Raw genomic sequence first — 26,595 nt, 5'->3', positions numbered from 1 at the left:
GGGCGGCCGCGCCTTGCCGGGGACCGGGATTGCCGCTGCCCGGCCGTCCCCCTCGCGGCGGACCGGCCAGCGGATCCGGGGCATTCCCCGCCGCAAGCGCCTGTCAATCGCAAACCAGGAGTACTGAACAATGGCTTCCACCGCGCCTCTCACCGTCAGCCTGGCCTCGGCCCTGAAAACCACGCGTTCGCGCCAACGCGACCTGGAACAGCTGTCACCCTTCGAACTGAAGGACTATCTGATCACGCTGGCCAAGGACAGCCAGCAGACCGCCGCGCTGACCATGCTGAACGCCGGCCGCGGCAATCCCAACTGGATCGCCACCGAGCCGCGCGACGCCTTCTTCCTGCTGGGCCAGTTCGCCATGAAGGAAGCGCGCCGGGTGCGCGATGACGGGATCCTGGCGGGCATGCCGCCCAAGAAGGGCTGCGCCGACCGCCTGCGCAAGTTCCTGTCCAAGAACAAGGGCGCGGCGGGCGCGGACTTCCTGGCCGGGGTGCTGGAGTACGGCGTGAAGATCAAGAACTTCGTGCCGGACGAATGGATCCACGAGCTGACCGACAGCGTCATCGGCGACAACTACCCGGTGCCGCCGCGCGCGCTGGTGCACCTGGAGCAGGTGGTGCACGACTACCTGATCAAGGAAATGTGCGACGGCCGGCCGCCCAAGGGCAAGTTCGACCTGTTCCCGGTCGAGGGCGGCACGGCGGCCATGTGCTACATCTTCGACTCGCTGATGCAGAACGGCCTGCTCAAGCAGGGCGACACCATCGCGCTGTTCCTGCCGACCTTCACGCCCTACATCGAGATCGCGCACCTGGAGCGCTTCCAGTTCAAGATCGTCGCCATCAATGCCAGCAGCGTGCGCGCCGATGGCACCCACGACTGGCACTATCCGGCCACGGAAATCGCCAAGCTCGAGAATCCGAAGATCAAGCTGGCGGTGACGGTCAACCCCAGCAACCCGCCGTCGGTCGCCTTCAGCCCGGTCGAGATGAAGCAGATCGTGGGCCTGATCCGCAAGAATCCGGACCTGGTGCTGGTGACGGACGACGTCTACGGCACCTTCGTGCCCAACTTCCGCTCGCTGATGGCCGAGGTGCCGCACAACACCATCTGCGTCTATTCGTTCTCGAAGAACTTCGGCTGCACCGGCTGGCGCCTGGGCGTGATCGCGACCCACGAGCAGAACACCATGGACCGCCGCATCGCCGAGCTGCCGGCGTCGTGGAAGAAGCGCCTGAACAAGCGCTACGGCGCCATGACCATGGAGCCGGAGAAGCTCAAATTCATCGACCGGCTGGTGGCCGACAGCCGCAACGTGGCGCTGAACCACACGGCGGGCCTGTCGCTGCCGCAGCAGGTGCAGATGGGCTTCTTTGCGCTGTCGCACCTGCTCGATCTGAAGGACGCCTACAAGCATCTGACCATGCAGATCGTGCGCGCGCGCCGCGACGCGCTGTGGCGCGGGCTGGGGGCGCCGCTGCCGCCGGAAGATCCGATGCGCGGCTGGTACTACGTCGAGCTGGACTTCATGGTGTGGGCCAAGAACACCTACGGCGATGCCTTCTGCAAGTACATGACGTCGAACTACGAGCCGGTTGACTTCCTGTTCCGCCTGGCCGAGAAATCCGGCGTGGTGCTGATGGACGGCGGCGGTTTCGGCGGGCCGCCGTGGTCGATCCGCATCTCGCTGGCCAACCTGGACGACGGCGACTATTCCAAGATCGGCAAGCACATGGTCGATGCCGCCACGGAATACGTCGAGGCGTGGAAGGCCGGCCAGCTGGTGCGTTCGGGTCCGACCGCCGGCAAGGGCCAGACGGTCAAGCCCGCCGCCGCCAAGCGCAAGGCCGCCGGCAAGCAGGCCGCCAAGAAGGCGGTGAAACAGGCGGTCAAGAAGGCCGCCAAGGCCGAGCGCTCGGCCAAGAAAGGGATCAAGTCGTAGCCAGCCGCCACCACATCCAGGGTGACATGACCTCATGACGTGCTCAGTCGGGTTTTTCAATAACGTTCCCATCGCGGTGCTGTTCCTGACGGTGGGCTTGGGATACCTGATCGGCAAGCTCAAGGTCGGGCCGATCCAGCTGGGGGGCGTGTGCGGCACGCTCATCGTCGCCCTGCTGATCGGCCAGACCGGCTGCCAGATGCGCGGCGACCTGAAGGAGGTCGCGTTCGCCCTGTTCATCTTCGCCATGGGCTATTCGGGCGGGCCGCAGTTCTTCGCCAACCTGAACCGCTCCAGCCTGCGCTACATCGTGCTGCCGGTGATCGAGGCGCTGCTGGTGCTGACCATCGTGCTGCTGGCGGTGCCGCTGTTCGGGCTGGACGCGGGCACCGCGGCGGGACTGGCGGCGGGGGCGGCGACCGAGTCCGCGGTGGTCGGCACCGCCGCCGAGGCCCTCAAGCACCTGGGCCTGGCCGACGCCGAGGTGCAGCGGATGGAGGCCAACATCGCCACGGCCTACACGCTGACCTACCTGGTGGGCCTGATCAGCATCGTGTTCTTCACCAGCCAGGTGGCGCCGGCGCTGCTGCGCATCAACTTGCGCGAGGCCTCCAAGGCGCTGGAGGAAAAGCTGGGCGCGGGCCCGGGCGAGTCGGACGACAACCTGCTGCCGACCCTGCCGCGGCTGGTGGGGCGTTCGCACGTGGTCAAGGACGCCGACGGCAAGACGGTGGCCGAGATCGAGGCCGAGCTGGGCGGGCGCACCGCCATCAGCCGCATCCTGCGCAACGGCGAGGCGATCGAGCCCACGCCCGAGGACAGCCTGGCCACCGGCGATATCGTGGTGGTGCTGGGCCTGCGCCGCTTCGCGCTGCGCGCGGGCTCGGTCATCGGGCCGGAGATCCAGCTGCCCGAAGCGCATGCCGACGACCTGCAGCTGGCCGAGCTGCAGGTCATCGTCAACAAGAAAGAGGTCAATGGCCACACCGTCGGTGAACTGGCCAGGCGGCCGCGCGCGCAGCGGGCGCGGGGCGTGTTCCTGCAGTCGATCCAGCGCTCCGGCCACATGCTGCCGGTCACGCCGGCCACCGTGGTGCAGTACGGCGACCTGGTGACGCTGGTGGGCGCCGAGCCGGAGCTGTCGCAGGCGGGCGCGGCGCTGGGCAACGAGCTGCGGCGCAGCGGCGTCACCGACCTGGTGTTCCTGGCCTTCGGCATCCTCGCGGGCTTGATGATCGGCGCCCTGGGCGCGCGGCTGTGGGGCATTCCGGTGTCGCTGGGCAGCGGCGGCGGCGCCCTGGTCAGCGGCCTGGTCTGCGGCTGGATCAACGCCAAGCGGCCGGCGCTGGGCCACATGCCCGAGCACGCGGTGCAATTGCTCAAGGACCTGGGCCTGGCGGTGTTCGTCGCCTGCGTCGGCCTGTCGGCCGGGCCGGAGGCGGTGGCGCTGATCCGCGAGCACGGCGCGGTGCTGCCGCTGATCGGCCTGCTGGTGTCGCTGGGGCCGGCCTGCCTGTCGCTGTGGGTCGGGCACAAGATACTCAAGATTGAGGGACCGCTGCTGGTCGGCGCCATCGCCGGCCAGCACGTCAGCACGCCCGCGATCAGCGCCATCCTGGGCGCCAGCGGCAGCGCGGTGCCGCTGCTGGGCTACACGGTGACCTACGCCATCGCCAACGTGCTGTTGCCGGTGCTGGGGCCGATCATCGTGTCGCTGGCGCATCACCTCGGGGGGTGAGGCCGGCAGGGCGCATCGCCCCATGACGCGGAGCGAGGGTTTAACATAGGCTAGGGAAACTACCGAGACCGCCATCGACCGCGCCACGCGCGTCGCCCAAGGCGGCATCCCATCGCACCCCGCCGCCCCCGCCGTCACGGGAGCAGGCTCATGGAGACAAGATGCCCTACCTTACCCCGCTGAAGGATTTCCGCTTCGCGCTGAACGAACTGGCCGGCCTGGACGACGTCCTCAAACTGCCCGGCTTCGAAGAGGTGACGCCCGACCTGGTGGACGCCATCCTGGAAGAAAATGGCCGTTTCGTCGAGCAGGCGATCGCGCCGCTGAACGTGCCCGGCGATACGCGGCCGCCGGTCTGGAACGATGGCCAGGTCACCGCCACGCCGGGCTACGCGCAGGGCTTCAAGGACTACGCGGCCGGCGGCTGGCAGGGATTGCAGCATCCGCAGGCCTGGGGCGGGCAGGGCCTGCCCAAGCTGGTGGCGGCCGCGCCCGGCGAGAACATCCAGGCGGCCAGCCTGGCGTTCTCGTTGTGCCCGATGCTGACCGACGGCGTGATCGAGGCCATCCTCACCGTCGGCTCGGAGGAGCAGCGCAAGAAGTTCGTGCCCAACCTCATTGGCGGCAAATGGACCGGCACCATGAACCTGACCGAGCCGCAGGCCGGCTCGGACCTGGCCCAGGTCGCCACCCGCGCGGTGCGCCAGGAAGACGGCAGCTACCGCCTGTCGGGCCAGAAGATCTTCATCACCTACGGCGAGCACGACCTGGCCGAGAACATCATCCACCTGGTGCTGGCGCGCACGCCGGACGCGCCGCCCGGGGTCAAGGGCATCTCGCTGTTCATCGTGCCCAAGTTCCTGGTCGGCGCCGATGGCGCCCTGGGGGCGCGCAACGACGTCTGGTGCGCCTCGCTGGAGCACAAGCTGGGCATCCACGGCAGCCCCACCGCGGTGCTGCTGTACGGCTCGGGCAAGGGCGAGGCGGGCGAGGGCGCGGTCGGCTACCTGGTCGGCGAACTGAACCGCGGCCTGGAATACATGTTCATCATGATGAACGCGGCCCGCTACTCGGTCGGGCAGCAGGGCATCGGCGTGTCCGAGCGCGCCTACCAGCATGCGCTGGCCTATGCCCGAGAACGGGTGCAGGGCCGGGCGGTGGAAGGCTCGGCCGCGGCCGTCGCGATCGCGCGCCACCCGGACGTGCAGCGCATGCTGCTGACCATGAAGGCGCTGACCGAAGCCGCGCGCGCGGTGTCCTACGTGACGGCGGCCGCGCACGACAAGGGCACGCATCATCCCGACCCCGAGCAGCGCGCCCGCAACCGTGCTTTCTACGAATACATGGTGCCGATCGTCAAGGGCTTCTCGACCGAATCGGCGGTGGAAGTGGCCTCGCTCGGCATCCAGGTGCATGGCGGCATGGGCTATATCGAGGAGACCGGGGCGGCGCAGTACTACCGCGACGCCCGCATCCTGCCGATCTACGAAGGCACCACCGCGATCCAGGCCAATGACCTGGTCAGCCGCAAGACCCAGCGCGACGCCGGCGCCACCGCCTATGCCGCCATCGCCGCCATGCGCGAGACGCTGCGGGCGGTCGAGGCCGAATCGTCGCGCGCCGCGGCGTCCGAGCGCGACGGCCTGCGCCTGCTGCGCGACAACCTCGACAGCGCGATCCAGGCCTACGAGGCCGGGGTGGAGTTCATCCTGGAACAGTCGGCGGCGAACATCCGCGCGGTCTATTCCAGCAGCGTGCCGTACCTGATGCTGGCCGGCGTGGTGCATGGCGGCTGGCAGATGGCGCGCGCGGTGCTGGTGTGCCGCCGGCGCCTGGCCGCGGGGTCGACCGATCCGTTCCATCGCGAGAAACTGGCGACCGGATTGTTCTACGCCGCCCACATCCTGCCACGCGCCCTGGCGCTGTCGGCGGCGGTGCGCGCGGGGGTGGTGGCCGACGCCTGCGGCGCGGCCGCGAATATTGCATAAGGTTATATGTCTTGCGTATTTCCCCTGCAACAGGTTTGATGGAAGAATCGTTTCGAGGGGCGGCACAGGCCGCCATCGAGACGTTTTTCCAGCCGGCCGCCGGACCTGGCGGCCGGTCGATTCCGTAACCTGAATCCGCAAGCAGGAGACACCATGAGTCATCTACGCCTGGGCGACACCGCGCCCGATTTCGAACAGGAATCCTCGGCCGGCCCGATCCGTTTCCACGAGTATCTGGGCAATAGCTGGGGAGTGCTGTTCTCGCATCCTGCCGATTTCACCCCTGTCTGCACGACCGAACTGGGCTACACCGCCAAGCTGGCCGACGAATTCGCCAAGCGCAACGTGAAGGTGCTGGCGCTGTCGGTGGACGGCACCGACTCGCACACCAAGTGGATCGAGGACATCAACGACACCCAGTCGACCAAGGTCAATTTCCCGATCCTGGCCGACAAGGACCGCAAGGTGTCCGAGCTGTACGACATGATCCACCCGAACGCCAACGCCACGCTGACGGTGCGTTCGGTCTTCATCATCGACCCGAACAAGAAGGTGCGCCTGATCATCACGTATCCGGCCAGCACCGGCCGCAACTTCAACGAGATCCTGCGCGTCATCGATTCGCTGCAGCTGACCGACAGCCACAGCGTGGCCACGCCGGTCAACTGGGAAGACGGCGACGATGTCATCATCGTGCCGTCGCTGCAGGACGAGGCGGTCATCAAGCAGAAGTTCCCGAAGGGCTACAAGGCGGTGCGTCCCTATCTGCGCATTACGCCTCAACCGAATAAGTAAATAAGAAATCCGTGCGCAAGGCGGCCCGCGCCGCCTTGCCGGATGGCGCCTGCAAAACGCCCGCAAAGCCGCGTATTCCCTGGGAATGCGCGGCTTTTTCACAGGGGGCGGCCGCCGCGCTATATGCCTGGGAGCGATGAGCAATCAAAGAATGATTCGTTCCGTTCAGAACAGGCCGCCTGCACACTTGCTTCCACATTGCCAAACACGGGAAGGGAGCAAGGAATGTCTTTCAGGAAAGCCGGATGGTTGGCCGCCTTGGCCGCAGTGACGATGTCTCTCGCCGCGATCGCGCCGGCGCAGGCGCAGCAGAAGCAGACCCTGCTGAACGTATCGTACGACCCGACGCGCGAGCTGTATCGCGCCATCGATGACGCCTTCATCAAGCAATACAAGGAAAAGGCCGGTGTCGACCTGACCATTCGTCAGTCGCACGGCGGCTCCGGCCGTCAGGCGCGCTCGGTCATCGACGGCCTGGAAGCCGATGTGGTGACGCTGGCGCTGGCCTATGACATCGACGCCATCGCCGACCGCGGCCTCTTGCCGGAGAACTGGCAGGCGCGCCTGCCGCAGAACAGCTCGCCCTACACCTCGACCATCGTGTTCCTGGTGCGCAAGGGCAACCCCAAGCACATCAAGGACTGGGATGACCTGGTCAAGGACGGCGTGCAGGTGATCACGCCCAACCCCAAGACCTCGGGCGGCGCCCGCTGGAACTACCTGGCCGCCTGGGCCTACGCGCTGGAGAAGAACGGCGGCAGCGAAGACAAGGCGCGCGCCTACGTCGGCGAACTGCTCAAGCACGTGCCGGTGCTCGACACCGGCGCCCGCGGCGCCACCACCACCTTCGTCGAGCGTGGCGTGGGCGACGTGCTGCTGGCCTGGGAAAACGAAGCCTTCCTGGCGCTGGAGGAACTGGGTCCGGACAAGTTCGACATCGTGGTGCCGTCGCTGTCGATCCTGGCCGAACCGCCGGTGGCCATCGTCGACAAGATCGTCGACAAGAAGGGCACCCGCGCCGCGGCCCAGGCCTACCTGGAATTTCTCTACACCCCGGCCGCCCAGGAGATCATCGCCAAGAACTACTACCGGCCGATCGACAAGACCGTGGCCGCCAAGTACGAAAGCAAGTTCCCCAAGGTCAAGCTGGTGACCATCGACGACAAGATCTTTGGCGGCTGGCGCAAGGCGCAGAAGGACCACTTCAGCGACGGCGGCACCTTCGACCAGATCTACCAGCCGCAGAAAAAGTAAGCGGACAACCAGCGGACGACGGCCATGACTTCAGCCTCGATTCCGACGGCAAAGGGCGCGCAGGCGCCTTTTGCCGTTCGGCGCAACAGCCCGGGCGTGCTGCCCGGTTTCGGCATTTCCATGGGCTACGCGGTGCTGTACCTGAGCGTGCTCGTGTTGATTCCCCTGGCGGCGCTGCCGATCAAGAGCGCATCGCTGGGCTGGCAGGGCTTCTGGGACGCGGTGACGGCGCCACGGGTGCTGGCGTCCTATCAACTCACCTTCGGCGCCTCGTTGCTGGCGGCGCTGGTGAACCTGGTGTTCGGCACCATCGTGGCCTGGGTGCTGGTGCGCTACCGCTTTCCCGGCAAGAAGATCCTGGATGCGCTGGTGGACCTGCCGTTCGCGCTGCCCACCGCCGTGGCAGGCATCGCGCTGACCGCGCTGTACGCCGAAAAGGGCTGGCTGGGCGCGCCGCTGGCCAACTGGTTCGGCCTGAAGGTGGCGTTCACGCCGCTGGGCATCGTGATCGCGCTGATCTTCATCGGCGTGCCGTTCGTGGTGCGCACGGTGCAGCCGGTGCTGGAAGACGTCGAGCGCGAGATCGAGGAGGCCGCGGCCAGCCTCGGCGCGGACCGCTGGCAGACCATCCGCCGCGTGCTGCTGCCGACCATCCTGCCGGCGCTGATGACCGGCTTCGCGCTGGCCTTCGCGCGCGCCGTGGGCGAGTACGGTTCGGTGGTGTTCATCGCCGGCAACATGCCGATGGTGTCGGAAATCACGCCGCTGCTCATCATCGCCAAGCTGGAGCAGTTCGACTACGCCGGCGCCGCCGCCATCGCCACGGTGATGCTGGTGCTGTCGTTCGTGCTGCTCCTCATCATCAATCTGCTGCAGGGCTGGCAGGCCCGTCGCGGCCTCGGGAGATCGTCATGAGCGTTGCTGACCGTCCCGCCCACCTGACCGAGCCGCGCTGGGTGCGCGGCATCCTGCTGTTCCTGGCGCTGGGCTTTCTGGCGCTGTTCCTGCTGGTGCCGCTGGCCGCGGTGTTCTTCGAGGCTTTCCGCAAGGGTTGGGCGCTCTATCTGGAGGCGATCGTCGAGCCGGACGCGCTGGCCGCGATCCGCTTGACGCTGCTGGTGGCGGCGATCGCGCTGCCGGTGAACCTGGTGTTTGGCGTGGCCGCGGCCTGGGCCATCACCAAGTTCCAGTTCCGCGGCAAGCAGTTCCTGATCACGCTGATCGACCTGCCGTTCTCGGTGTCGCCGGTGGTGGCCGGCCTGGTGTTCGTGCTGCTGTTCGGCACCCAGGGCTGGTTCGGCGGCTGGCTGCAGGACCATGACTTCAAGATCGTCTACGCCGTGCCCGGCATCATCCTGGCCTCGCTGTTCGTGACCTTTCCGTTCGTGGCGCGCGAGCTGATCCCGCTGATGCAGGCGCAGGGCAGCGAGGAAGAGCAGGCCGCGCTGACGCTGGGCGCGAGCGGCTGGCAGATCTTCTGGCGGGTGACGCTGCCCAACATCAAATGGGGCCTGCTGTACGGCGCCATTCTCTGCAATGCGCGCGCCATGGGCGAGTTCGGCGCGGTCTCGGTGGTGTCTGGCCAGATCCGCGGCCTGACCAACACCATGACGCTGCATGTGGAGATTCTCTACAACGAATACCAGTATTCGGCGGCGTTCGCGGTGGCTTCGCTGCTGGCGCTGCTGGCATTGGTGACGCTGGTGGCCAAGAACGTGGTCGAGTGGCGCAACGCGCGCTACCTGAAGGCGGCGGAACTGCCGGTCGAGTATCCCGGCCCCGCGACGGCCATCAAGCCGGCCGTCGCCTGACGCGGCCGGCCAGACGGAGACAAGCATGAGTATCGAGGTTCGCAATCTATCCAAGCGCTTCGGCCAGTTCCGCGCGCTCAACGACGTATCGCTGCACATCGAGACCGGCGAGCTGGTGGCGCTGTTGGGGCCGTCGGGCTGTGGCAAGACCACGCTGCTGCGCATCATCGCGGGGTTGGAGTCGGCCGACACGGGCAGCGTGCTGTTCGCCGGCGAGGACGCCACCGCGGTCGACGTGCGCCAGCGCCAGGTCGGGTTCGTGTTCCAGCACTACGCGCTGTTCAAGCACATGACGGTGTTCGAGAACGTCGCCTTCGGGCTGCGCGTCAAGCACCGTTCGCAGCGGCCGTCCGAGGACCAGATCCGGCGCAAGGTGCATGATCTGCTGGGCCTGGTGCAGCTGGACTGGCTGGCGGATCGCTATCCGGCGCAGCTGTCGGGCGGCCAGCGCCAGCGCATCGCCCTGGCGCGCGCGCTGGCGGTGGAGCCGCGCGTGCTGCTGCTGGACGAGCCGTTCGGCGCGCTCGACGCCAAGGTGCGCAAGGAACTGCGGCGCTGGCTGCGCCGTCTGCACGACGAGCTGAACGTGGCCAGCGTGTTCGTCACCCACGACCAGGAAGAGGCGCTGGAAGTGGCCGACCGCGTGGTGCTGATGAACGCCGGCAGGATCGAACAGGTCGGCACGCCGCGCGAGGTCTGGGAAGGGCCGGCCACGCCGTTCGTCTACGGCTTCCTCGGAGACGTCAACCAGTTGCAGGGCGTGGCCAGCCGCGGCGTCTGGGAAGGGGCGGGGTTGTCGCTGCCGGCGCCCGAGCTGGCGCAGGCCGAGTCGCAACGCGCCACGGCCTATGTGCGGCCGCACGAATTCGACATCGAGCGCTACCGGGCCGATGGCGCGGGCATCCCGGTGCGCCTGTCGCATGCCTACCTGGCCGGCCCCAGCGCGTATCTGGAACTGGCCAGCCAGGATTCCGACGCCGTCATCGAGGCCGAGGTGCCCGAGCACCTCTATCGCGAACTGGCGCTGCGCGATGGCGACATCCTGCTGGCCCGCCCGCGCCGGGCGCGTGTCTTCGCGGTGCAATCATGACGGCCGCCGATCTCGCCGCCAGCCTGGAGCCGGCCCTCGCGGCGCGCTGGCGCGAGCTGGTGGCGCGCCTGGCGGACGCGAGCCAGCGCTATCCCGACGCCGCGCTGGCCTCGTCCCTGGCGGCCGAGGACATGGTGCTGACGCACGCCATCTATGGCGCCGGCCTGGCTCTCGAAGTGTTCACGCTCGACACCGGCCGGCTGCACGCCGAAACGCTGGGCGTGCTGGACGCGGTGCGCGCGCGCTACGGCCGCGAGGTCACGGTGTACCGGCCCGAGGCCGACGCGGTCGAGCGCCACATGGCCGAACATGGCGCCTACGCCTTCTACGAAAGCGTCGAGCTGCGCAAGGCCTGTTGCCAGATCCGCAAGGTCGAGCCGCTCAAGCGCGCGCTGGCCGGACGCGGCGCCTGGATCACCGGCCAGCGGCGGGCGCAGTCGACCACGCGCGGCGAGCTGCACCTGGAAGAGCACGACCCGACCTTCGGTCTCTACAAGTTCAACCTGCTGGCCGAGTGGAGCGAGGCGGAAGTCTGGGGCGTGATCCGCGCGCTCGGCATTCCCTACAACCCGCTGCACGACCAGGGCTATCCGTCCATCGGCTGCGAGCCCTGTACCCGCGCCATCCGTCCGGGCGAAGACCTGCGGGCCGGACGCTGGTGGTGGGAGTCGTCGGACTCCAAGGAATGCGGCCTGCATGCCGGCAACCGGGTCATTGGCATCGTCGCGGAAACCACGCGCGCCTGACGCCCGTCACGTATCAAGAATTCGTTTTAGGGGAATACCTATGTCCGCAGTGATTCAACGCAGCCACCTGGACTGGCTGGAATCGGAAGCCATTTTCATCATGCGCGAAGTGGCGGCCGAGAGCGAGAAGCCCGTGCTGCTGTTCTCGGGCGGCAAGGATTCGGTGGTGCTGCTGCGCCTGGCCGAAAAGGCCTTTCGTCCGGGGCGCTTTCCGTTCCCGCTGATGCACATCGACACCGGCCACAATTTCGACGAGGTCATCGCGTTCCGCGATGCCCGCGCGGCCGAGCTGGGCGAGACCCTGATCGTGCGCAGCGTCGAGGACTCGATCAAGCGCGGCAGCGTGGTGCTGCGGCGCGAGACCGACTCGCGCAACGCGGCGCAGGCCGTGACGCTGCTGGAGTCGATCGAGGAATTCGGCTTCGACGCCTGCATCGGCGGCGCCCGCCGCGACGAGGAAAAGGCGCGCGCCAAGGAACGCATCTTCTCGTTCCGCGACGAGTTCGGCCAGTGGGATCCCAAGGCCCAGCGCCCCGAGCTGTGGAACCTGTTCAACACCAAGGTGCATCGCGGCGAGAACATGCGGGTGTTTCCGATTTCCAACTGGACCGAGCTGGACGTCTGGCAGTACATCCAGCGCGAGCAGCTGGCGCTGCCGTCGATCTACTTCAGTCACGAGCGCGAGGTGGTGCGGCGCAAGGGCCTGCTGGTGCCGGTCACGCGCCTGACGCCGCCGCAGGACGGCGACACGGTCGAGCGCCTGTCGGTGCGCTTTCGCACCGTGGGCGACATTTCCTGCACCTGCCCGGTGGCCTCGGATGCCGCCGACACGGCCGCCATCATCGCCGAGACCGCGGTGACCGACATCACCGAGCGCGGCGCCACGCGCATGGACGACCAGACATCCGAGGCCTCGATGGAGCGCCGCAAGAAGGAAGGCTATTTCTGATCGCACGATTGGCCGGCGCCAGGCCGGCCGACAGGGGACGCATATGAACGCAGTAAACGATTCTTTTCTTTCCGGCGCCGGCACGGGCGTGCTGCGCCTGATCACCGCGGGCTCGGTCGACGACGGCAAGTCGACGCTGATCGGCCGCCTGCTGTATGACAGCAAGGGCGTGTTCGCCGACCAGCTCGACGCCATTTCGCGCGCCAAGTACAAGCGCGTGGCCGAGGGCGGCATCGACTTCTCCCTGCTGACGGACGGCCTGGAGGCCGAGCGCGAGCAGGGCATCACCATCGACGTGGCCTACCGCTACTTCTCGACCCCGGCGCGCAAGTTCATCATCGCCGACGCGCCCGGCCACGAGCAGTACACCCGCAACATGGTCACCGGCGCCTCCACCGCCGACGTCGCCGTGATCCTGATCGACGCCACCCGCGCGGCCGACGGCAAGCTGCTGCCGCAGACCAAGCGCCACAGCACCATCGCCCGCCTGCTGGGCATCCGCCACATCGTGGTGGCCGTCAACAAGATGGACCTGGTGGACTGGGACCCGGCCGTGTTCGAGCGCATCCGCGACGCCTACGCCGATCTGGCGGACAAGCTCGGCATCGCGCACTTCGACGCGCTGCCTTTGTCGGCGCTGAACGGCGACAACGTGGTGACGCGGTCGGACAAGACGCCGTGGTATGCCGGCCAGCCGCTGCTGACGCTGCTGGAATCGCTGGAGCTGGCTGGTGACGGCGGCGCGGGGCCGCTGCGCTTTCCGGTGCAATGGGTGGCGCGCCACGACGGCAGCCGCAAGGACGATTTCCGCGGCTACGCCGGCCGCATCGCCAGCGGCGTGCTGCGCCCCGGCGATGAGATCGTGGTGCAGCCGTCGGGCGTGACGGCGCGCGTGCAGGAAGTGCGGCTGTTCGATCGCGCGCTCGATGAAGCGGTGGCGGGCGACTCGGTCACGCTGGTGCTGGACCGCGACGTCGACGTGTCGCGCGGCGACGTGATCGTGCACGCGGCCGCGCCGGCGCAGGTCGCGCGCGAGTTCGAAGCGGAGCTCTGCTGGCTCGATGCGCAGGCGCTCAACCCCGCGCGCAAGTATTTGCTCAAGCATGGCACGCGACTGACGTCGGCGAAGATCCGCGCGGTGCTATCGCATCGCGACATCCACGAACTGCAGGAAGTGGAGAACACCGAAGGCACGCTGCGCATGAACGACATCGGCCGCGTCGCGTTCACCACGCGCGAGTCGCTGGCGGTCGATCGATACGCCGATGTGCCCGCCACCGGCGCCTTCATCCTGATCGACGAAGCCACGCATCAGACCGCGGCGGCGGGCATGCTTCGGTAAACCGCAAGTCGGGGCGGGAAGGGTCCGCCCCGTACCGGTTTTTGGGTGTTGTTTTTATTCCAAACCCAATGCTGGCGCGGGTTTCCGGGCGATATCGCAAGATGAAATCGAATTGTCCGGACGCCGTCTTCGTCTTGCGGTAAAGTGGGGCTGTCTTACGAAAAGGCTTTTGGTGCTTGTCAAAACCACTGTGTTTTTGTACAGTAGTTTTCATGGCACGCACCGATCATTCTTTTCCCGCCGGTTCTGGGTCCCCGGCTGCCGCCCCCGCCGCCTTGCGCGGTCGGGGTGCGGTTACTAATGTTCGGCATCGCTTCCAGAAAGATGACCGCGTGCAGGTCGACGATGGCTGGTCCGCTTCGGGCCTCCCGGCTGATTTCGTCGATGCTGTCCCCAATACTTCCGTCATCCCCATCCTGCCCGACGTCCGCCGGGCGCCCGCCGCCCCCAAGACCATCGTCACGGCCGAAGAGGCCCGCAAGATCCTGTCGCGCAACGATTCGCCCGACATCCCCTTCGACGTGGCCGTCAATCCCTACCGAGGCTGCGAGCACGGCTGCGTCTATTGCTACGCCCGCCCGACCCACTCCTACCTGGGCTATTCCCCCGGCCTCGATTTCGAGACCCGGCTGGTGGCCAAGGCCAACGCGGTCGAGGCGCTGCGGGCGGAGATCAGCCGCCCCGGCTACAAGCCGTCGCCCATCAACATCGGCTCGGCCACCGACGCCTACCAGCCCATCGAGCGCGACTGGCGCCTGACGCGCGGCATGCTCGAGCTGATGCTCGAAACCCGCCACCCGGTCACCATCGTCACCAAGAACGCCCTGGTGGCCCGCGACCTCGATCTGCTGGCCGCGCTGGCCGAGCACAAGCTGGTGGTGGTCTACATGAGCATCACCACGCTGGACGCCGACATGGCCCGCACGCTCGAGCCGCGCGCGGCCGCCCCCTGGCGCCGCCTGGAAGCCGTGCGCAACCTGACCGCCGCCGGCGTGCCGGTCGGCGTGCTGGTGGCGCCCGTGATCCCGTTCATCAACGATGACGCCATGGAGCACATCCTGCAGGAGTCCAAGGCGGCCGGCGCGCACTACGCCAGCTACACCGTCATCCGCCTGCCCTGGGAAGTCAAAACCCTGTTCGAGGACTGGCTCAACGCCCACTTCCCGGATCGCGCCCAACGCGTGCTCCATCGCATCGAAGACCTGCGCAACGGCCGCCGCAACGATCCCAACTTCGGTTCGCGCATGCGCGGCACCGGCATCTGGGCCGACCTGCTGCGCCAGCGCTTCGCCGTGGCCACCCGCAAGCTCGGCCTGAACCGCCACCGGCTGGCGCTCGATTGCGACCGCTTCCAGCCGCCGGCGTCCGCCGGCGGTTCCGCCGCCTTGTTCCCGCCGGCCGCAGCCGGCGCCCCCGTTTCCCCATCCCCGGCTGGCGCGAAAGCGTCTTCAGGGGTCCCTTTTCCCAGTGCCTTGCCGGTCGCCGGCGCCTATGGGCGCGGCGCGCGCCAATTGCGCGCCATGGTTGCCGGGCAATTGTCGTTGTTCGATTGACCCACGGCCCGGCCGTGGGTTGCCGCCGCGGCGCGTTGCCGTGGTTCTTGACCGCGTTACTAGGAGTTCCTCATGAACACCGCTCAGCTTTCCGTCCTGCCGGATGATCTCGCCGCCGTTTCCCTGACGCCGTTGCGTCGCGCGGCGCAACGCGCCCGCGCCGTCTATGCCCGTTTCACGGGGCTGGCCATGCCCTGGTCGGCCGCGCCGGCGGGCGGTCATGCGGATGGCGCCGCGTCCATCGATCTCGCCGCTCCCATCGCCGGCGGCGTGGCGACGCCCGCGCAAGTCGAGCCGCGCAAGCGGGCGGGTACGCTGCCCGGCAGGTGGCCGTTTCCGCCGGCCGCGGCTGATGCCGCACCGGTCGGCAACGTCGTCCAGGCGCCGCGCGAGCGCAGCCTGGGCAACGCCACGGTCGAACCGGTGTCGGATCAGGTCAGCGTCAAAAGCATGGTGCTGGACGTGGTGCTGGTGCTGGCGTGGGGCGCGATGATTCCCGCCCTCATGTGGCTCGGCGTGGCCGGCGGCTTCTGAGGCGACGGTAGTGCCCGGGGTCAACACCCTCGGCACGATATCCAGATTGAAGGCGGCGCCGGCCCGCGCACGATGCCGGCGCGGCGTCAGGTCGAGCCCAGCAGCACCACGCCCGCCAGGATCGACAGGCAGCCCGCCAGGCGGCCGGGGCCGACTTTCTCGCGCAGCAGGAACATGCCGGCCAAGGTGCCCAGCATCATCGACATTTCCCGCGCCGGGGCCACCAGGCTCAGCGGCGCGCCGTTGCGCAGGGCATACAGCACCAGGATGTAGCCCAGCGGCGACAGCAGGCCCACCGCCAGCGCCAGGTGCCAGTGGCCTCGCATCAGTTCCCACGCCTGGGCGCGGCGCTTCACCATGTGCGGGGTCATCATGGCGGTGCGGGTGACACAGGTGAACCAGTCGAACAGCACCGGGCTGATCAGCAGCACCTTGACGCCATAGGCGTCCACCACGGTGTAGGCGGCGATGAACAGGCCGATCACCATGCCCCAGCGCACGCCCACCCAGGCCTGGGCGTTGCGGAAAATCGACAGCCGTCCCTGGGTGGCGATCAGCAGCACCCCGATCACGACGCACAGCATGCCGGCGATGCCGGTGGTGGTGGCCGGTTCGCGCAGCAGCAGGAAGGCGCCGGTGGTCGAGAGCAGGGGGCCCGTGCCGCGGGCGATCGGATACACCACCGACAGGTCCGCGACCTGATAGCCGCGCTGCAGGCACAGGCTGTAGCCCAGATGCAACAGGCTGGAGGTCAGGATCGCCCCGACCACGGGCCAGGTCCAGGTCATGCCGTCATGCAGCAGCACCCACACGACCCACGGCGCATACAGCACCGAGGCGCACAGCCCGTAGGCGAAGACGAAGGGAGCGCCCACCATGGCCGCGCGCTTGGCTAGCAGATTCCACGTTGCGTGGGCCATCGCCGCCAGGACGACCAATAACAGGGACGAATACGACATGAGGGAACAGCGTCTTATGACGTGTTTGTTACAGAAACCGCTAGGGTACCGCAAACCCGCGGGCAGGGCGCCATGTTACCTGAGGCGTCGGCCAATTTTTGGTGTAGAATCATTGGTTTGCCAAATCTCATCCTCTGCTTGCGGTACATGGCCTGGCCTTTTTGGCGGGCGTGAACAACATCGAACGGCAAAGTTTTTTTAGTCCGCAAAGGCATGATGATCTAGGAGTTCTCAATGAACCTTATCGCTATCCTGGAACAGGAAGAGATTGCCCGCCTGACCGGCGGCCAAGCCAAGCCTGAATTTGCTCCTGGTGACACCGTCATCGTGAGCGTGAACGTCGTCGAAGGCACCCGCAAGCGCGTGCAGGCTTTCGAAGGCGTCGTGATCGCCAAGCGCAACCGCGGCCTGAACTCCGCGTTCACCGTGCGCAAGATTTCGTCGGGTGAAGCCGTGGAACGTACGTTCCAGCTGTACTCGCCGCAAATCGCCGGCATCGAAGTCAAGCGCCGCGGCGACGTGCGCCGCGCCAAGCTGTACTACCTGCGCAACCGCTCGGGCAAGTCGGCGCGTATCAAGGAAAAGCTGGTCAGCAAGCAAGCCTCGGCGGCTTGATCGCTTATCGGCACACGGCCCTACCAGTGTCGGACGCACACGCCATCCAGCGTTTTCGTTCGGCACGGGTTTCCGGGTTAAAAAGGCACCTGCGAGGGTGCCTTTTTCTTTTTGAAAAGCCGAATGTCTGATTCCTCGTCTTCCGCTCGGCCACGACGGCCACTGGCGCGTCCCGGATTCGATCCGGCGTCGCAACCCTGGGTCGTCGCCAACGATTCCCTGCCGGCGGTGCCGTCCGGCCTGCTGACGCCCGACCAGCTGCGCGGCACGCTCAGCCAGCCGTCCACCTGGACGCTCGAGCTGTCACGCGACAACGACCTGCGCTATCCGGGCCGCGAAGGCACGCCGGTGCCGGCGGCCGTGCTGATTCCGCTGGTGACGCGCGAGAACGGCGTGCACATCATGCTGACCCAGCGCGCGGCGCATCTGCACGATCACGCCGGCCAGATCAGCTTTCCCGGCGGCCGCATCGAAACCAGCGACGCAACGCCGATCGACGCCGCCCTGCGCGAGGCGCAGGAGGAAACCGGCCTGCCGGCCAACCACGTCGAGGTGCTGGGCAGCATGCCGCCGTACCTGACGGCCACCGGTTTCTCGATCATTCCCGTGGTGTCGCTGGTGACCCCCGGCTTCCAGCTGGCGCCGGATGCGTTCGAAGTGGCCGAGGTGTTCGAGGTGCCGCTGTCGTTCCTGATGGACCCGGCCAATCACCGCCTGTACGAGGCGCGGCTCGAAGACGGTCGGGTGCGCCACTATTACGGCATGCCCTATGGCCGGCACTTCATCTGGGGCGCCACCGCCGGCATGCTGCGCAACCTGTACCACCTGCTGCGCAACGGCTTCCAGCCGCGCTGAGACCGCGGACCGCCGTGCCGGCCTGCCGCGTCAATAACGCTGCTGCCCCGCCAGATTCTCGTCCAGGATCCGCAGGTACAGCGCGTAGCGCGCCGGGTCGATCGCGCCCGCGTCCAGCGCCGCGACCACTCCGCAGCCCGGCTCGTGGCGATGGGTGCAGTTATAGAAACGGCACGACTCGATCGGCTTGGTGAACTCCGGAAAGCCGCGGATGATGTCCTCGCGGCTCAGGTGCTGCAGGCCGAAGGCCTGGAAACCCGGAGAGTCGATCAGGTCGCCGCCCGGCGCGGGCAGGTGATAGAGGCGCGTGCTGGTGGTGGTGTGCTTGCCCATGTCCAGCGCGGTCGAGTGCTCGCGGGTGGGCGCTGCGGCGTCCGGCACCAGCGCGTTCAGCAGGGTCGACTTGCCCATGCCGCTTTGCCCCAGCAGCAGGTTGGTGCGGCCGGCCAGGCGCGGCGCCAGCAGCGTGTGGACCTTTTCGGGTTCCAGCGCGCTGAGTTCGATGATGTCCACGCCCAGCGCGGCGATCGGCGCCAGGCGGGCGCGGGCCGCGGGCAGCGCGTCGACGATATCGGTCTTGTTCAGGATGATCAGCGGCTCGATGCCGGCGCTCCAGGCGCCGGCCAGCGCGCGGCCGGTGAGATCGTCGGAGAAGGTCGGCTGCACCGCCACCACGATCAGCAACTGGTCGACGTTGGAGGCGAACTGCTTGGACCGCATTTCATCGGAGCGGTACAGCAGGTTGCGGCGCGGCAGGATGGCGTCGATGGCGCCTTCGTCCTGGCCCTGGGGCGTGATGCGGACGCGGTCGCCGACGGCGGCGCCGGCTTTCTTGCCGCGCGGAAAGCACTTGCGCAGGCTGCCGTCGGCCAGTTCGACGGTGTAATGGCGGCCGTGCGCCGCGATGATGCGGCCTTCGTTGGCGGCGTTGGCGGGCGCGCTGCCTTGGGGCGCGTCCTGGAAGGCGGCCTTGTTCCGGTCGTTCATGCTCATGCCGCGGGCGCCGTCAGGTGGCGGATGCGCACGGCGGCGGGGGGATGGCTGTCGTAGAAGGCGGAGTGCACGGGATCGGGAGTCAGGGTGGCGGCGTTGTCGTCGTAGAGCTTGACCAGGGCGGACACCAGGCGGTCGGGCGAGCTCTGCTCGGCCGCGTAGCGGTCGGCCTCGAACTCGTCGCGGCGCGAATACCAGCTGGCCAGCGGCGTGAAGACGAAGGTGAAAACGGGAATGGCCAGGAAGAACAGCAGCAGCGCCATGGCGTCGTTGCGTCCGCCCAGTTGCGGCAGCACGCCCAGGCCCACGTAGAACCACGGCTGCTGCGCGACCCAGCCCAGGATGGCGAAAAAGCCCAGCGCGGCGGCGAAGCTGAACAGGATGCGCTTGATGATGTGGCGCTTGGCGAAATGGCCCAGCTCGTGCGCCAGCACCGCCTCGATCTCGTCGGCGTTCAGGCGCGCCAGCAGCGTATCGAAGAACACGATGCGGCGCGAGCGGCCGAAGCCGGTGAAATAGGCGTTGCCGTGGGCCGAGCGGCGCGAGCCGTCCATCACGAACAGGCCGTTGAGCGCGAAGCCGCAGCGCTGCGCCAGGCGCTGGATGCGGCCCGCCAGCTCGGGATCGGACAGCGGCGTGAACTTGTTGAACAGCGGGGCGATGAACATCGGGTAGACGATCAGCAGCGCCAGGTTGAACGCCGTCCACAGCGCCCAGGCCCAGATCCACCAGTATTGCCCCGCGCTGCCCATCAGCCACAGCACCGCGGCCGCCAGCGGCAGCCCCAGCACCGCCGCCACCAGCAGGCCCTTGGCCGCGTCCGAGATGAACAGTTCGGGCGTCATGCGGTTGAAACCGAAGCGGGCCTCCAGCTTGAACTGCCGCCACAGCGTGAAGGGCAGCCCCAGCAGGCCCAGCAGCAGCGCCACGGCCACCAGCAGCAGCATCTGGCGCAGGAAGTCATTGCTGGTAAGCTGGCCTACCCACAGGTCGATGAGCTGCAGGCCGCCCATCAGCGTCAGGCAGATCAGCAGGATGGCATCATAGGTGCGTTCGAACATGCCCAGCCTGACCCTGGCGACCGTGTAGTCGGCGGCGCGCTGGTGGCTCGCCAGGCCGATCCGGTGGGAGAATTCCGGCGGTACCTGGTCGCGATGGCGCGCCACGTGGCGGATCTGGCGACTGGCCAGCCACATGCGCACGGCGATATCGGTCAGCAGGAAGGCAACGAACAGCAATGTGAACATGGGCGATACGGCCGGCTCAAATGGGTATGTGCGAAAATCGCGGGTTTGAAAATCGCGTCTTTTATAGGCAAATTATATGGCTGTGAACGAAAACCGCCTGGTCTGGCTCGATATGGAAATGACCGGCCTGGACCCTGAGAAAGAGCGCATCATCGAGGTCGCCGTGGTGGTGACCGAGGCCGACCTGACCGTGGTCGCCGAAGGCCCCGTGCTGGTCGTGCACCAATCGGACAGCCAGCTCGACGCCATGGACAGCTGGAACAAATCCACCCACGGCAAGAGCGGCCTGATCGACAAGGTCCGCGCCTCGACGATTTCCGAAGCGCAGGCAGAGGATACGCTGTTGGCGTTTCTCGCGCAGCACGTGCCGGCCGGCAAGTCGCCGCTGTGCGGCAACACCATCAGCCAGGACCGCCGCTTCATGTTTGCTTACATGCCGCGCCTGGAACAATTCTTCCACTACCGCAACCTGGATGTCAGCACGCTCAAGGAACTGGCGCGCCGCTGGGCGCCGGCGGTGTACAAGGGTTTCGAGAAGAAGAGCCGCCACGAAGCGCTGGCCGACATCTATGAATCGATCGACGAACTGAAGTACTACCGCGAACACTTCCTGAAGGTGTAAGCCGCCCGTCGGCGGCGCCTGCCTGCGAGCCGTCATGCCGTCATCCCATCCCGTTGCCGTCATTCGCGCCGCCGAACACGAGGCCCTGGCCCGGGGACGGCGGCTCATGCCGCTGGCCGGGGCGGCCGCGGCGCGTTTCGTCGCGGCCCGGTTCGCGCCTGGGGCCAGGGTGCTGGCGCTGGCCGGCCCGGGCAACAATGGCGGCGATGCCCTGGTCGCGGCGACCCGCCTGCATGAAATGGGGTACGACTTGCGGGTCGTGCTGCCCTCGGGCGCGCAGTCCCTGCCCGCCGACGCCGCGCTTGCTCATGCCGGCTGGATCGCGGCGGGGGGCGCCACCAGCCGCCTGTTGACGCCCGATGCGGCGCCGGACCTGGTCATCGACGGCCTGTTCGGGATTGGCCTGAACCGTCCCCTGGGGCCGGACTGGCAGGCATTGGTGGACCGCGTCAACGCCTGGAACGCGCCGGTGCTGGCGCTGGATGTGCCCAGCGGCATCGATGCCGACACCGGCGCGGCCCTGGGCCGGCCCATCCGGGCGCGTTGGACGCTCTCCTTCATTGGCCGGGCAAGGGGATTGACGCTCGCGGATGCCACGGCTGGCGCCGTCGGCGAGTCCCACCTGGAGACGCTGGGCGTGACCCTGCCGCAGTCAGGCGCCGGCGCCTGAGCCCGGGCGGCCGCCGAAGCGCGCGGCGATGTCGGCGGCCAGCGGCGTGTAGCGTTCGTTGTCGCGGCCGGCCAGGGTGTTCAGGTGCGCTTCCGAGGCGTCGAACACCTGCCAGTAGATGCGGCCGCAGATCTCGCGCGCCGCATGGCCGGGCCAGTTGTCGGGCAGCATGGGGCCGGGCAGGTGGGGATCGTGCAGCACGATCCGGCGCCAATTGTGCAGCAGCATCACACGGGTGATGAAGGCATCGGATGGCGACGGTGGCGTCTCCAGCAACTTTTCCAATGGTCCGAAATTACGGGTGAACTGCCGGTACTGTTCGGCCACGTCGTCCAGGTTCCAGCACTGCGAGGCCAGGCTGGCGATCGGCAGGCCGCCGGCGCCGGCCAGGTCGCGCGCCGACAGCACCAGCGCCTTGTCCGGGATGCCCAGCTTTTCCAGGATGTCGTGCGCCGCGCGCGCTTCGGTGTGCGGGTGGGCGAACAGGCCCGGCGCGATCATGCCGAACCCTTCCCAGACCAGCTCGCGCCGCAGTTCCGCGCGCTCGGCCAGCCCGTTGCCGGTGCGCGGCAGCGCCACCAGTGTCCATTCCCCGTTCCAGTCCCGCGGCGCGCCCACGTAGATGCGCTGCGAGGCGTGCGCCGTGTGGCGCAGGCCTTGTTCGGAAATCAGGTAGAGGCTGCGGCGGCCGTGGCGCTCGGACTGCAGCCAGTTCTGCGCCACCAGCCGGAACACGCTGGTGCGCAGCAGGCGTTCGTTGATGCCCAGGGGCGCCAGCAGCTCGATCAGGTCGCCCAGCCAGATGGCGCCGCCATGGGGCGCCAGGGCGTCGCCCAGCAGGCTGACGCAGAGCGATTTGGCGCGCGGCGGATCGCTCTTGATGAGGCGTGACAGGTAGCGGTCCAGGGGCGACTGAGGGTTTGCCATAAGGGAGGCCGGGAACGGCCGATATCGGGATCCTCGATATGATACATAAATCCAATGTGATACAGATTTGAGTTTGACAATGGTTTTTTTGTATTAAATAATCCGCCTATGACATGACGGCACTGCGCGGCGTTTGCTTTGCGCTATCGCAAACCGTCTCAAGGAGACAACCATGTACGCTCAACTCGTCGAAACCGGCGTCAAGCAGGTCAAGACCGCAGACCAGCTCGAAGGCCGCGAACAGACGTTCCAGCGCCGCATCGATGATGGCGTGCGGATCGAGGCCAAGGACTGGATGCCCGAGGCCTACCGCAAGACCCTGGTGCGCCAGATCTCGCAGCACGCGCACTCCGAAATCGTCGGCATGCTGCCTGAAGGCAACTGGATCACCCGCGCCCCGTCGCTCAAGCGCAAGGCCATCCTGCTGGCCAAGGTGCAGGACGAAGCCGGCCACGGCCTCTACCTGTACAGCGCCGCCGAGACCCTGGGCGTGTCGCGCGACGACCTGATCGACGACCTGCATGCCGGCCGCGCCAAGTACTCCAGCATCTTCAATTACCCCACGCTCAGCTGGGCCGACATCGGCATGATCGGCTGGCTGGTCGACGGCTCGGCCATCATCAACCAGATCCCGCTGTGCCGTTGCTCCTACGGCCCCTACGCCCGCGCCATGGTGCGGGTCTGTAAGGAGGAGTCCTTCCACCAGCGCCAGGGCTACGACCTGCTGATGCAGATGTGCCTGCACGGCACGCCCGAACAGAAGGCGATGGTGCAGGACTCGCTGAACCGCTGGTGGTGGCCGGCGCTCATGATGTTCGGCCCGTCCGACGCGGACTCGCCCAACAGCGCCCAGTCCATGGCCTGGAAGATCAAGCTGTTCTCCAACGACGAACTGCGCCAGAAGATGGTCGACCAGACCGTGCCGCAGGCCGAATACCTGGGCCTGACCGTCCCCGATCCCGAGCTGAAGTGGAACGCCGAGCGCGGCCACTACGACTTCGGCGAGATCGACTGGAGCGAGTTCTACGCCGTGCTCAAGGGCAACGGCCCGTGCAACCGCGAACGCCTGGCGGCGCGCGTCAAGGCGCACGAAGACGGCGCCTGGGTGCGCGAGGCGCTGGTCGCCCACGCCGACAAGCAGGCCGAGCGCAAGGCGGCCTGAGCTTCGGCCGGGCGGCGCCCGGCCTTCCAACTCCTTACTCATCCATACCCGGAGCGCGACGCGCGCCCGGCATCCGAGGATATCCATCATGAGCAAAGACTGGCCTCTGTGGGAAGTGTTCATCCGCAGCCAGCACGGCCTGGCGCACAAGCACGTCGGCAGCCTGCACGCGCCCGACGCCGAAATGGCGATCAATCACGCCCGCGACGTCTATACCCGCCGCAACGAAGGCCTGAGCATCTGGGTGGTGCGCGCCTCCGATATCTCCGCCAGCAGCCCGGGCGACAAGGATCCCTTGTTCGAGCCGGCCAACAGCAAGGTCTACCGGCATCCCACGTTCTTCCCGATGCCTGAAGAAATCAAGCACATGTAAGGCGGCGGGGGAGACATGGACAAGACTTTCTTTGAATACCTGCTGCGCCTGGGCGACACGTCGCTGATCCTGTCGCAGCGGCTGGGCGCCTGGACCGGCCATGGCCCGATCCTGGAAGAGGACCTGGCGCTGACCAACACCGCGCTCGACCTGCTGGGCCAGGCCCGCATGTGGCTGACGTTGGCCGGCGAGGTCGAAGGCGCGGGCCGCGACGAAGACGCGCTGGCCTACCTGCGCGACGCCCACCAGTTCCACAACGCGCTGCTGGTCGAACGGCCCAACGGCAACTACGCCGACACCATGGCGCGGCAGTTCCTGTTCGACGTCTGGCACTACTTCCTGCTGCAGCGCCTGGCGCAATCGTCGGACGAACGCGTGGCCGGCATCGCCGCCAAGTCGCTCAAGGAAGTGACCTACCACGTGCGGCGCTCGTCCGACCTGGTGGTGCGCCTGGGCGACGGCACAGAGATCAGCCACGCCAAGATGCAGGCGGCGATCGACGACGCCTGGCGCTTCACCGGCGAACTGTTCACCGACGACGCGATCGACCAGGACATGGCGGCGCGCGGCATCGGCTGTGAACTGGCCGCGCTGCGCACGCCCTGGGAACAGCATGTGTGCGAAGTGCTTGAGGAAGCCACGCTGAAGGTGCCCGACGCCGCGGCGGCGAACCATCCGGCCCATAGCGGCGGCCGCCAGGGCCGGCACACCGAGGAGCTGGGCTACGTGCTGGCGGAAATGCAGTACCTGCCGCGCGCCTATCCGGGAGCGACGTGGTGAACATGCTGGCGTCCGCGTCCATCGAGCAGGTCTACGCCTGGCTGCAGGAGGTCCCCGATCCGGAGATCCCCGTGCTGTCGGTGGTGGACCTGGGCGTGGTGCGGGACGTCGCGTTCGAGGGCGACGCCTGCGTCGTCGTCATCACGCCGACCTACTCCGGCTGCCCCGCGATGCGCGAGATCACCGAAGACATCCGCCAGGTGCTGGCGCGCCACGGCATCGGCGAGGTGCGCGTCGAGACCCGCCTGTCACCCGCCTGGACCACCGACTGGATGAGCGAGAAGGGCCGCGCCGCGCTCAAGGACTACGGCATCGCCGCGCCCGCGCAACAGGCCATCGACATCTCGGGCATCAGCCGGCGCAACGCCGGGCCCGCCATCGAGTGCCCGCGCTGCGGCTCGCGCGACACGCGCCTGGTCAGCAACTTCGGATCGACCTCGTGCAAGGCGCTGTACCGCTGCGTCAGCTGCCGCGAGCCGTTCGATTATTTCAAGACTCACTGAGAGTGGTTTCGAAAATGAGCCTGAACCAATTCCACCCCCTGAAAGTGGCCTCGGTGGCGCGCAACACGCGCGACGCGGTGGTCGTGACGTTCGACCTGCCCGATACGCTGGCCGATGAATTCGCCTTCCTGCCGGGCCAGTACCTGACGCTGCGCACGCAGCTCAACGGCGAGGAACTGCGCCGTTCCTATTCGATCTGTTCGGCGCCGCGCGACAAGCTGCTGCGCGTGGCGATCAAGAAGGTCGATGAGGGCGTCTTCTCCAGCTGGGCCAATCACGAGCTGCAGCCGGGCCAGACGCTGGAAGTGATGGCGCCGGCCGGCAACTTCACCGTCGATTTCGCGCCGCAGAACCAGCGCCACTACGTCGCCTTCGCGGTCGGCAGCGGCATCACGCCGGTGTTCTCGCTGGTCAAGACCGCGCTGTCGACCGAACCGAACAGCAAGTTCACGCTGTTCTTCGGCAACCGCGCCTCGTCGGCCGTGCTGTTCCGCGAAGAGATCGAGGACCTGAAGAACCTGTACATGGACCGCTTCTCGCTGGTCTACGTCATGAGCCGCGAAACCCAGGACATCGAGCTGTTCAACGGCCGCCTGGACGGCGACAAGGTCGACCAGCTGATGTCGGCCTGGATGAGCCCCGAGGATATCGACTACGCTTTTGTCTGCGGTCCCCAGACCATGACCGAGAGCGTGGTCGAGCGGCTGCAGGCCCGCGGCATTCCGAAGTCGAACATCAAGTTCGAACTGTTCGGCGCCCCGAAGGGGCCGCGCGCGTTGCGCACGGGGCAGGACGCCCGCCAGGCGCCCGGCAAGGGCCAGTGCGAGGTGACCGTGGTGCAGGACGGCCACAGCCGCAAGTTCGTGATCGACAAGAACAAAGACAGCGTGCTGGATTCGGCGCTGGCGCAGGGCATCGAGCTGCCGTATTCGTGCAAGGGCGGGGTGTGTTCCACCTGCCGTTGCAAGGTGGTCGAGGGCGAAGTGGACATGGATGCCAACTTCGCCCTGGAAGACTACGAAGTGGCGCGAGGCTTTATCCTGAGCTGCCAGAGCTTTCCGGTCAGCGACCGCCTGGTGATCGACTTCGACCAGGAAACCTGACCCGGCGCGCGCCAGTCAGACCCCTATTCCATTTGGAG

General features: G+C 67.3%; 26 protein-coding genes. 22 read left to right on the top strand and 4 right to left on the bottom strand.

From position 1 onward, the window contains the following. Positions 1-130: 130 nt before the first annotated feature. From H0523_RS19205 to H0523_RS19145, 13 genes are all read left to right on the top strand, one after another. Positions 131-1,948 (top strand): bifunctional aspartate transaminase/aspartate 4-decarboxylase, encoded by a 1,818-nt coding sequence (locus H0523_RS19205; protein WP_054429476.1) that lies wholly within the window; start codon positions 131-133, stop codon positions 1,946-1,948. A 34-nt stretch (positions 1,949-1,982) separates the two neighbouring features. Beyond that, entirely contained in the window at positions 1,983-3,686 is a 1,704-nt protein-coding gene (gene aspT / locus H0523_RS19200) for an aspartate-alanine antiporter (RefSeq protein ID WP_054429475.1), read from the top strand. 161 nt (positions 3,687-3,847) lie between these two features. Then, complete coding sequence (locus tag H0523_RS19195) at positions 3,848-5,674, top strand: acyl-CoA dehydrogenase (RefSeq protein ID WP_054429474.1); 1,827 nt, start codon at positions 3,848-3,850, stop codon at positions 5,672-5,674. A 153-nt stretch (positions 5,675-5,827) separates the two neighbouring features. Beyond that, complete coding sequence (locus H0523_RS19190) at positions 5,828-6,469, top strand: peroxiredoxin (RefSeq protein WP_006388282.1); 642 nt, start codon at positions 5,828-5,830, stop codon at positions 6,467-6,469. Positions 6,470-6,694: 225 nt separating this feature from the next. After that, the gene (locus tag H0523_RS19185; RefSeq protein ID WP_054429473.1) at positions 6,695-7,723 is read left to right on the top strand and encodes a sulfate ABC transporter substrate-binding protein; all 1,029 of its coding nucleotides are present in this window, start codon (positions 6,695-6,697) and stop codon (positions 7,721-7,723) included. 24 nt (positions 7,724-7,747) lie between these two features. Next, a complete protein-coding gene (gene cysT, locus H0523_RS19180) occupies positions 7,748-8,638 on the top strand; it encodes a sulfate ABC transporter permease subunit CysT (RefSeq protein ID WP_054429472.1) in 891 nt (296 codons plus the stop codon). After that, positions 8,635-9,534 carry a sulfate ABC transporter permease subunit CysW gene (gene cysW / locus H0523_RS19175; RefSeq protein ID WP_054429471.1) on the top strand — a complete coding sequence of 300 codons (900 nt, stop codon included), beginning with the start codon at positions 8,635-8,637 and terminating at the stop codon, positions 9,532-9,534. The genes cysT and cysW overlap by 4 nt, the downstream gene beginning before the upstream one ends. A gap of 25 nt (positions 9,535-9,559) precedes the next feature. Continuing rightward, positions 9,560-10,624: a sulfate/molybdate ABC transporter ATP-binding protein gene (locus H0523_RS19170; protein ID WP_054429470.1), complete on the top strand. Its 1,065-nt coding sequence runs from the start codon at positions 9,560-9,562 to the stop codon at positions 10,622-10,624. Continuing rightward, positions 10,621-11,370 (top strand): phosphoadenylyl-sulfate reductase, encoded by a 750-nt coding sequence (locus H0523_RS19165; RefSeq protein ID WP_054429469.1) that lies wholly within the window; start codon positions 10,621-10,623, stop codon positions 11,368-11,370. Before H0523_RS19170 ends, H0523_RS19165 begins: the two co-directional genes overlap by 4 nt. Before the next feature lie 40 nt (positions 11,371-11,410). Next, a complete protein-coding gene (cysD, locus tag H0523_RS19160; RefSeq protein WP_054429468.1) occupies positions 11,411-12,319 on the top strand; it encodes a sulfate adenylyltransferase subunit CysD in 909 nt (302 codons plus the stop codon). A 43-nt stretch (positions 12,320-12,362) separates the two neighbouring features. Next, on the top strand, positions 12,363-13,661 hold the full coding sequence (locus H0523_RS19155) for a sulfate adenylyltransferase subunit 1 (protein ID WP_054429467.1): 1,299 nt from the start codon (positions 12,363-12,365) through the stop codon (positions 13,659-13,661). Positions 13,662-13,873: 212 nt separating this feature from the next. Continuing rightward, on the top strand, positions 13,874-15,214 hold the full coding sequence (locus H0523_RS19150) for a PA0069 family radical SAM protein (RefSeq protein WP_054429466.1): 1,341 nt from the start codon (positions 13,874-13,876) through the stop codon (positions 15,212-15,214). Positions 15,215-15,286: 72 nt separating this feature from the next. Continuing rightward, positions 15,287-15,748 carry a hypothetical protein gene (locus H0523_RS19145; protein WP_054429465.1) on the top strand — a complete coding sequence of 154 codons (462 nt, stop codon included), beginning with the start codon at positions 15,287-15,289 and terminating at the stop codon, positions 15,746-15,748. Positions 15,749-15,834: 86 nt separating this feature from the next. Here H0523_RS19145 and H0523_RS19140 read toward each other — a convergent pair whose 3' ends face one another. Continuing rightward, a complete protein-coding gene (locus H0523_RS19140) occupies positions 15,835-16,707 on the bottom strand; it encodes an EamA family transporter (protein ID WP_006393647.1) in 873 nt (290 codons plus the stop codon). A 234-nt stretch (positions 16,708-16,941) separates the two neighbouring features. Here H0523_RS19140 and rplS point away from each other — a divergent pair, with 234 nt between their 5' ends. Both rplS and H0523_RS19130 read left to right on the top strand, forming a co-directional pair. Continuing rightward, positions 16,942-17,322: a 50S ribosomal protein L19 gene (rplS, locus tag H0523_RS19135; RefSeq protein WP_006218237.1), complete on the top strand. Its 381-nt coding sequence runs from the start codon at positions 16,942-16,944 to the stop codon at positions 17,320-17,322. Between the two features lie 123 nt (positions 17,323-17,445). Further along, entirely contained in the window at positions 17,446-18,177 is a 732-nt protein-coding gene (locus tag H0523_RS19130) for a CoA pyrophosphatase (protein ID WP_054429464.1), read from the top strand. 30 nt (positions 18,178-18,207) lie between these two features. Here H0523_RS19130 and rsgA read toward each other — a convergent pair whose 3' ends face one another. Further along, positions 18,208-19,164, bottom strand: a complete 957-nt coding sequence (gene rsgA / locus H0523_RS19125) for a ribosome small subunit-dependent GTPase A (RefSeq protein ID WP_054429463.1) — start codon at positions 19,162-19,164, stop codon at positions 18,208-18,210. Between the two features lie 2 nt (positions 19,165-19,166). Beyond that, positions 19,167-20,417 (bottom strand): M48 family metallopeptidase, encoded by a 1,251-nt coding sequence (locus H0523_RS19120; protein ID WP_049072380.1) that lies wholly within the window; start codon positions 20,415-20,417, stop codon positions 19,167-19,169. A gap of 76 nt (positions 20,418-20,493) precedes the next feature. On the opposite strand from H0523_RS19120, the gene orn reads away from it, so the two are divergent. Further along, positions 20,494-21,039 carry an oligoribonuclease gene (gene orn, locus H0523_RS19115; RefSeq protein WP_054429462.1) on the top strand — a complete coding sequence of 182 codons (546 nt, stop codon included), beginning with the start codon at positions 20,494-20,496 and terminating at the stop codon, positions 21,037-21,039. Between the two features lie 34 nt (positions 21,040-21,073). Beyond that, positions 21,074-21,709: an NAD(P)H-hydrate epimerase gene (locus H0523_RS19110; protein ID WP_054429461.1), complete on the top strand. Its 636-nt coding sequence runs from the start codon at positions 21,074-21,076 to the stop codon at positions 21,707-21,709. On the opposite strand, the gene paaX is transcribed toward H0523_RS19110, so the two are convergent. Then, entirely contained in the window at positions 21,692-22,636 is a 945-nt protein-coding gene (gene paaX, locus H0523_RS19105; RefSeq protein ID WP_054429460.1) for a phenylacetic acid degradation operon negative regulatory protein PaaX, read from the bottom strand. The genes H0523_RS19110 and paaX overlap by 18 nt on opposite strands. A 172-nt stretch (positions 22,637-22,808) precedes the next feature. Between paaX and paaA the strand changes: the two genes are divergently transcribed. The 5 genes from paaA to paaE all read left to right on the top strand — a co-directional run bounded on the left by paaA (position 22,809) and on the right by paaE (position 26,557). Further along, complete coding sequence (gene paaA / locus H0523_RS19100; protein WP_054429459.1) at positions 22,809-23,798, top strand: 1,2-phenylacetyl-CoA epoxidase subunit PaaA; 990 nt, start codon at positions 22,809-22,811, stop codon at positions 23,796-23,798. Between the two features lie 88 nt (positions 23,799-23,886). After that, positions 23,887-24,171: a 1,2-phenylacetyl-CoA epoxidase subunit PaaB gene (paaB, locus tag H0523_RS19095; RefSeq protein ID WP_006388300.1), complete on the top strand. Its 285-nt coding sequence runs from the start codon at positions 23,887-23,889 to the stop codon at positions 24,169-24,171. A 15-nt stretch (positions 24,172-24,186) separates the two neighbouring features. Next, positions 24,187-24,951: a 1,2-phenylacetyl-CoA epoxidase subunit PaaC gene (gene paaC / locus H0523_RS19090; RefSeq protein WP_054429458.1), complete on the top strand. Its 765-nt coding sequence runs from the start codon at positions 24,187-24,189 to the stop codon at positions 24,949-24,951. Between the two features lie 2 nt (positions 24,952-24,953). Further along, on the top strand, positions 24,954-25,454 hold the full coding sequence (gene paaD, locus H0523_RS19085) for a 1,2-phenylacetyl-CoA epoxidase subunit PaaD (protein WP_156349980.1): 501 nt from the start codon (positions 24,954-24,956) through the stop codon (positions 25,452-25,454). Between the two features lie 14 nt (positions 25,455-25,468). Continuing rightward, on the top strand, positions 25,469-26,557 hold the full coding sequence (gene paaE, locus H0523_RS19080) for a 1,2-phenylacetyl-CoA epoxidase subunit PaaE (protein WP_054429457.1): 1,089 nt from the start codon (positions 25,469-25,471) through the stop codon (positions 26,555-26,557). The last annotated feature ends 38 nt before the right edge of the window (positions 26,558-26,595 follow it).

It is taken from the genome of Achromobacter insuavis (genome assembly GCF_902859645.1).
GTDB classification, from domain to species: Bacteria; Pseudomonadota; Gammaproteobacteria; order Burkholderiales; family Burkholderiaceae_B; genus Achromobacter; species Achromobacter insuavis.
This window is presented reverse-complemented; position numbering and strand designations above follow the sequence as displayed.

Coding starts and splice junctions, on each gene's coding strand:
- H0523_RS19185 (WP_054429473.1), top strand. CDS start 6,695: ATGTCTTTCAGGAAAGCCGGATGGTTGGCCGCCTTGGCCGCAGTGACG.
- H0523_RS19140 (WP_006393647.1), bottom strand. CDS start 16,707: ATGTCGTATTCGTCCCTGTTATTGGTCGTCCTGGCGGCGATGGCCCAC.
- H0523_RS19155 (WP_054429467.1), top strand. CDS start 12,363: ATGAACGCAGTAAACGATTCTTTTCTTTCCGGCGCCGGCACGGGCGTG.
- rsgA (WP_054429463.1), bottom strand. CDS start 19,164: ATGAACGACCGGAACAAGGCCGCCTTCCAGGACGCGCCCCAAGGCAGC.
- paaD (WP_156349980.1), top strand. CDS start 24,954: ATGCTGGCGTCCGCGTCCATCGAGCAGGTCTACGCCTGGCTGCAGGAG.
- rplS (WP_006218237.1), top strand. CDS start 16,942: ATGAACCTTATCGCTATCCTGGAACAGGAAGAGATTGCCCGCCTGACC.
- H0523_RS19190 (WP_006388282.1), top strand. CDS start 5,828: ATGAGTCATCTACGCCTGGGCGACACCGCGCCCGATTTCGAACAGGAA.
- H0523_RS19170 (WP_054429470.1), top strand. CDS start 9,560: ATGAGTATCGAGGTTCGCAATCTATCCAAGCGCTTCGGCCAGTTCCGC.
- cysD (WP_054429468.1), top strand. CDS start 11,411: ATGTCCGCAGTGATTCAACGCAGCCACCTGGACTGGCTGGAATCGGAA.
- H0523_RS19165 (WP_054429469.1), top strand. CDS start 10,621: ATGACGGCCGCCGATCTCGCCGCCAGCCTGGAGCCGGCCCTCGCGGCG.
- paaB (WP_006388300.1), top strand. CDS start 23,887: ATGAGCAAAGACTGGCCTCTGTGGGAAGTGTTCATCCGCAGCCAGCAC.
- H0523_RS19150 (WP_054429466.1), top strand. CDS start 13,874: ATGGCACGCACCGATCATTCTTTTCCCGCCGGTTCTGGGTCCCCGGCT.
- H0523_RS19195 (WP_054429474.1), top strand. CDS start 3,848: ATGCCCTACCTTACCCCGCTGAAGGATTTCCGCTTCGCGCTGAACGAA.
- H0523_RS19145 (WP_054429465.1), top strand. CDS start 15,287: ATGAACACCGCTCAGCTTTCCGTCCTGCCGGATGATCTCGCCGCCGTT.
- H0523_RS19110 (WP_054429461.1), top strand. CDS start 21,074: ATGCCGTCATCCCATCCCGTTGCCGTCATTCGCGCCGCCGAACACGAG.
- cysW (WP_054429471.1), top strand. CDS start 8,635: ATGAGCGTTGCTGACCGTCCCGCCCACCTGACCGAGCCGCGCTGGGTG.
- paaX (WP_054429460.1), bottom strand. CDS start 22,636: ATGGCAAACCCTCAGTCGCCCCTGGACCGCTACCTGTCACGCCTCATC.
- H0523_RS19120 (WP_049072380.1), bottom strand. CDS start 20,417: ATGTTCACATTGCTGTTCGTTGCCTTCCTGCTGACCGATATCGCCGTG.
- paaE (WP_054429457.1), top strand. CDS start 25,469: ATGAGCCTGAACCAATTCCACCCCCTGAAAGTGGCCTCGGTGGCGCGC.
- H0523_RS19130 (WP_054429464.1), top strand. CDS start 17,446: ATGTCTGATTCCTCGTCTTCCGCTCGGCCACGACGGCCACTGGCGCGT.
- paaC (WP_054429458.1), top strand. CDS start 24,187: ATGGACAAGACTTTCTTTGAATACCTGCTGCGCCTGGGCGACACGTCG.
- paaA (WP_054429459.1), top strand. CDS start 22,809: ATGTACGCTCAACTCGTCGAAACCGGCGTCAAGCAGGTCAAGACCGCA.
- H0523_RS19205 (WP_054429476.1), top strand. CDS start 131: ATGGCTTCCACCGCGCCTCTCACCGTCAGCCTGGCCTCGGCCCTGAAA.
- aspT (WP_054429475.1), top strand. CDS start 1,983: ATGACGTGCTCAGTCGGGTTTTTCAATAACGTTCCCATCGCGGTGCTG.
- orn (WP_054429462.1), top strand. CDS start 20,494: ATGGCTGTGAACGAAAACCGCCTGGTCTGGCTCGATATGGAAATGACC.
- cysT (WP_054429472.1), top strand. CDS start 7,748: ATGACTTCAGCCTCGATTCCGACGGCAAAGGGCGCGCAGGCGCCTTTT.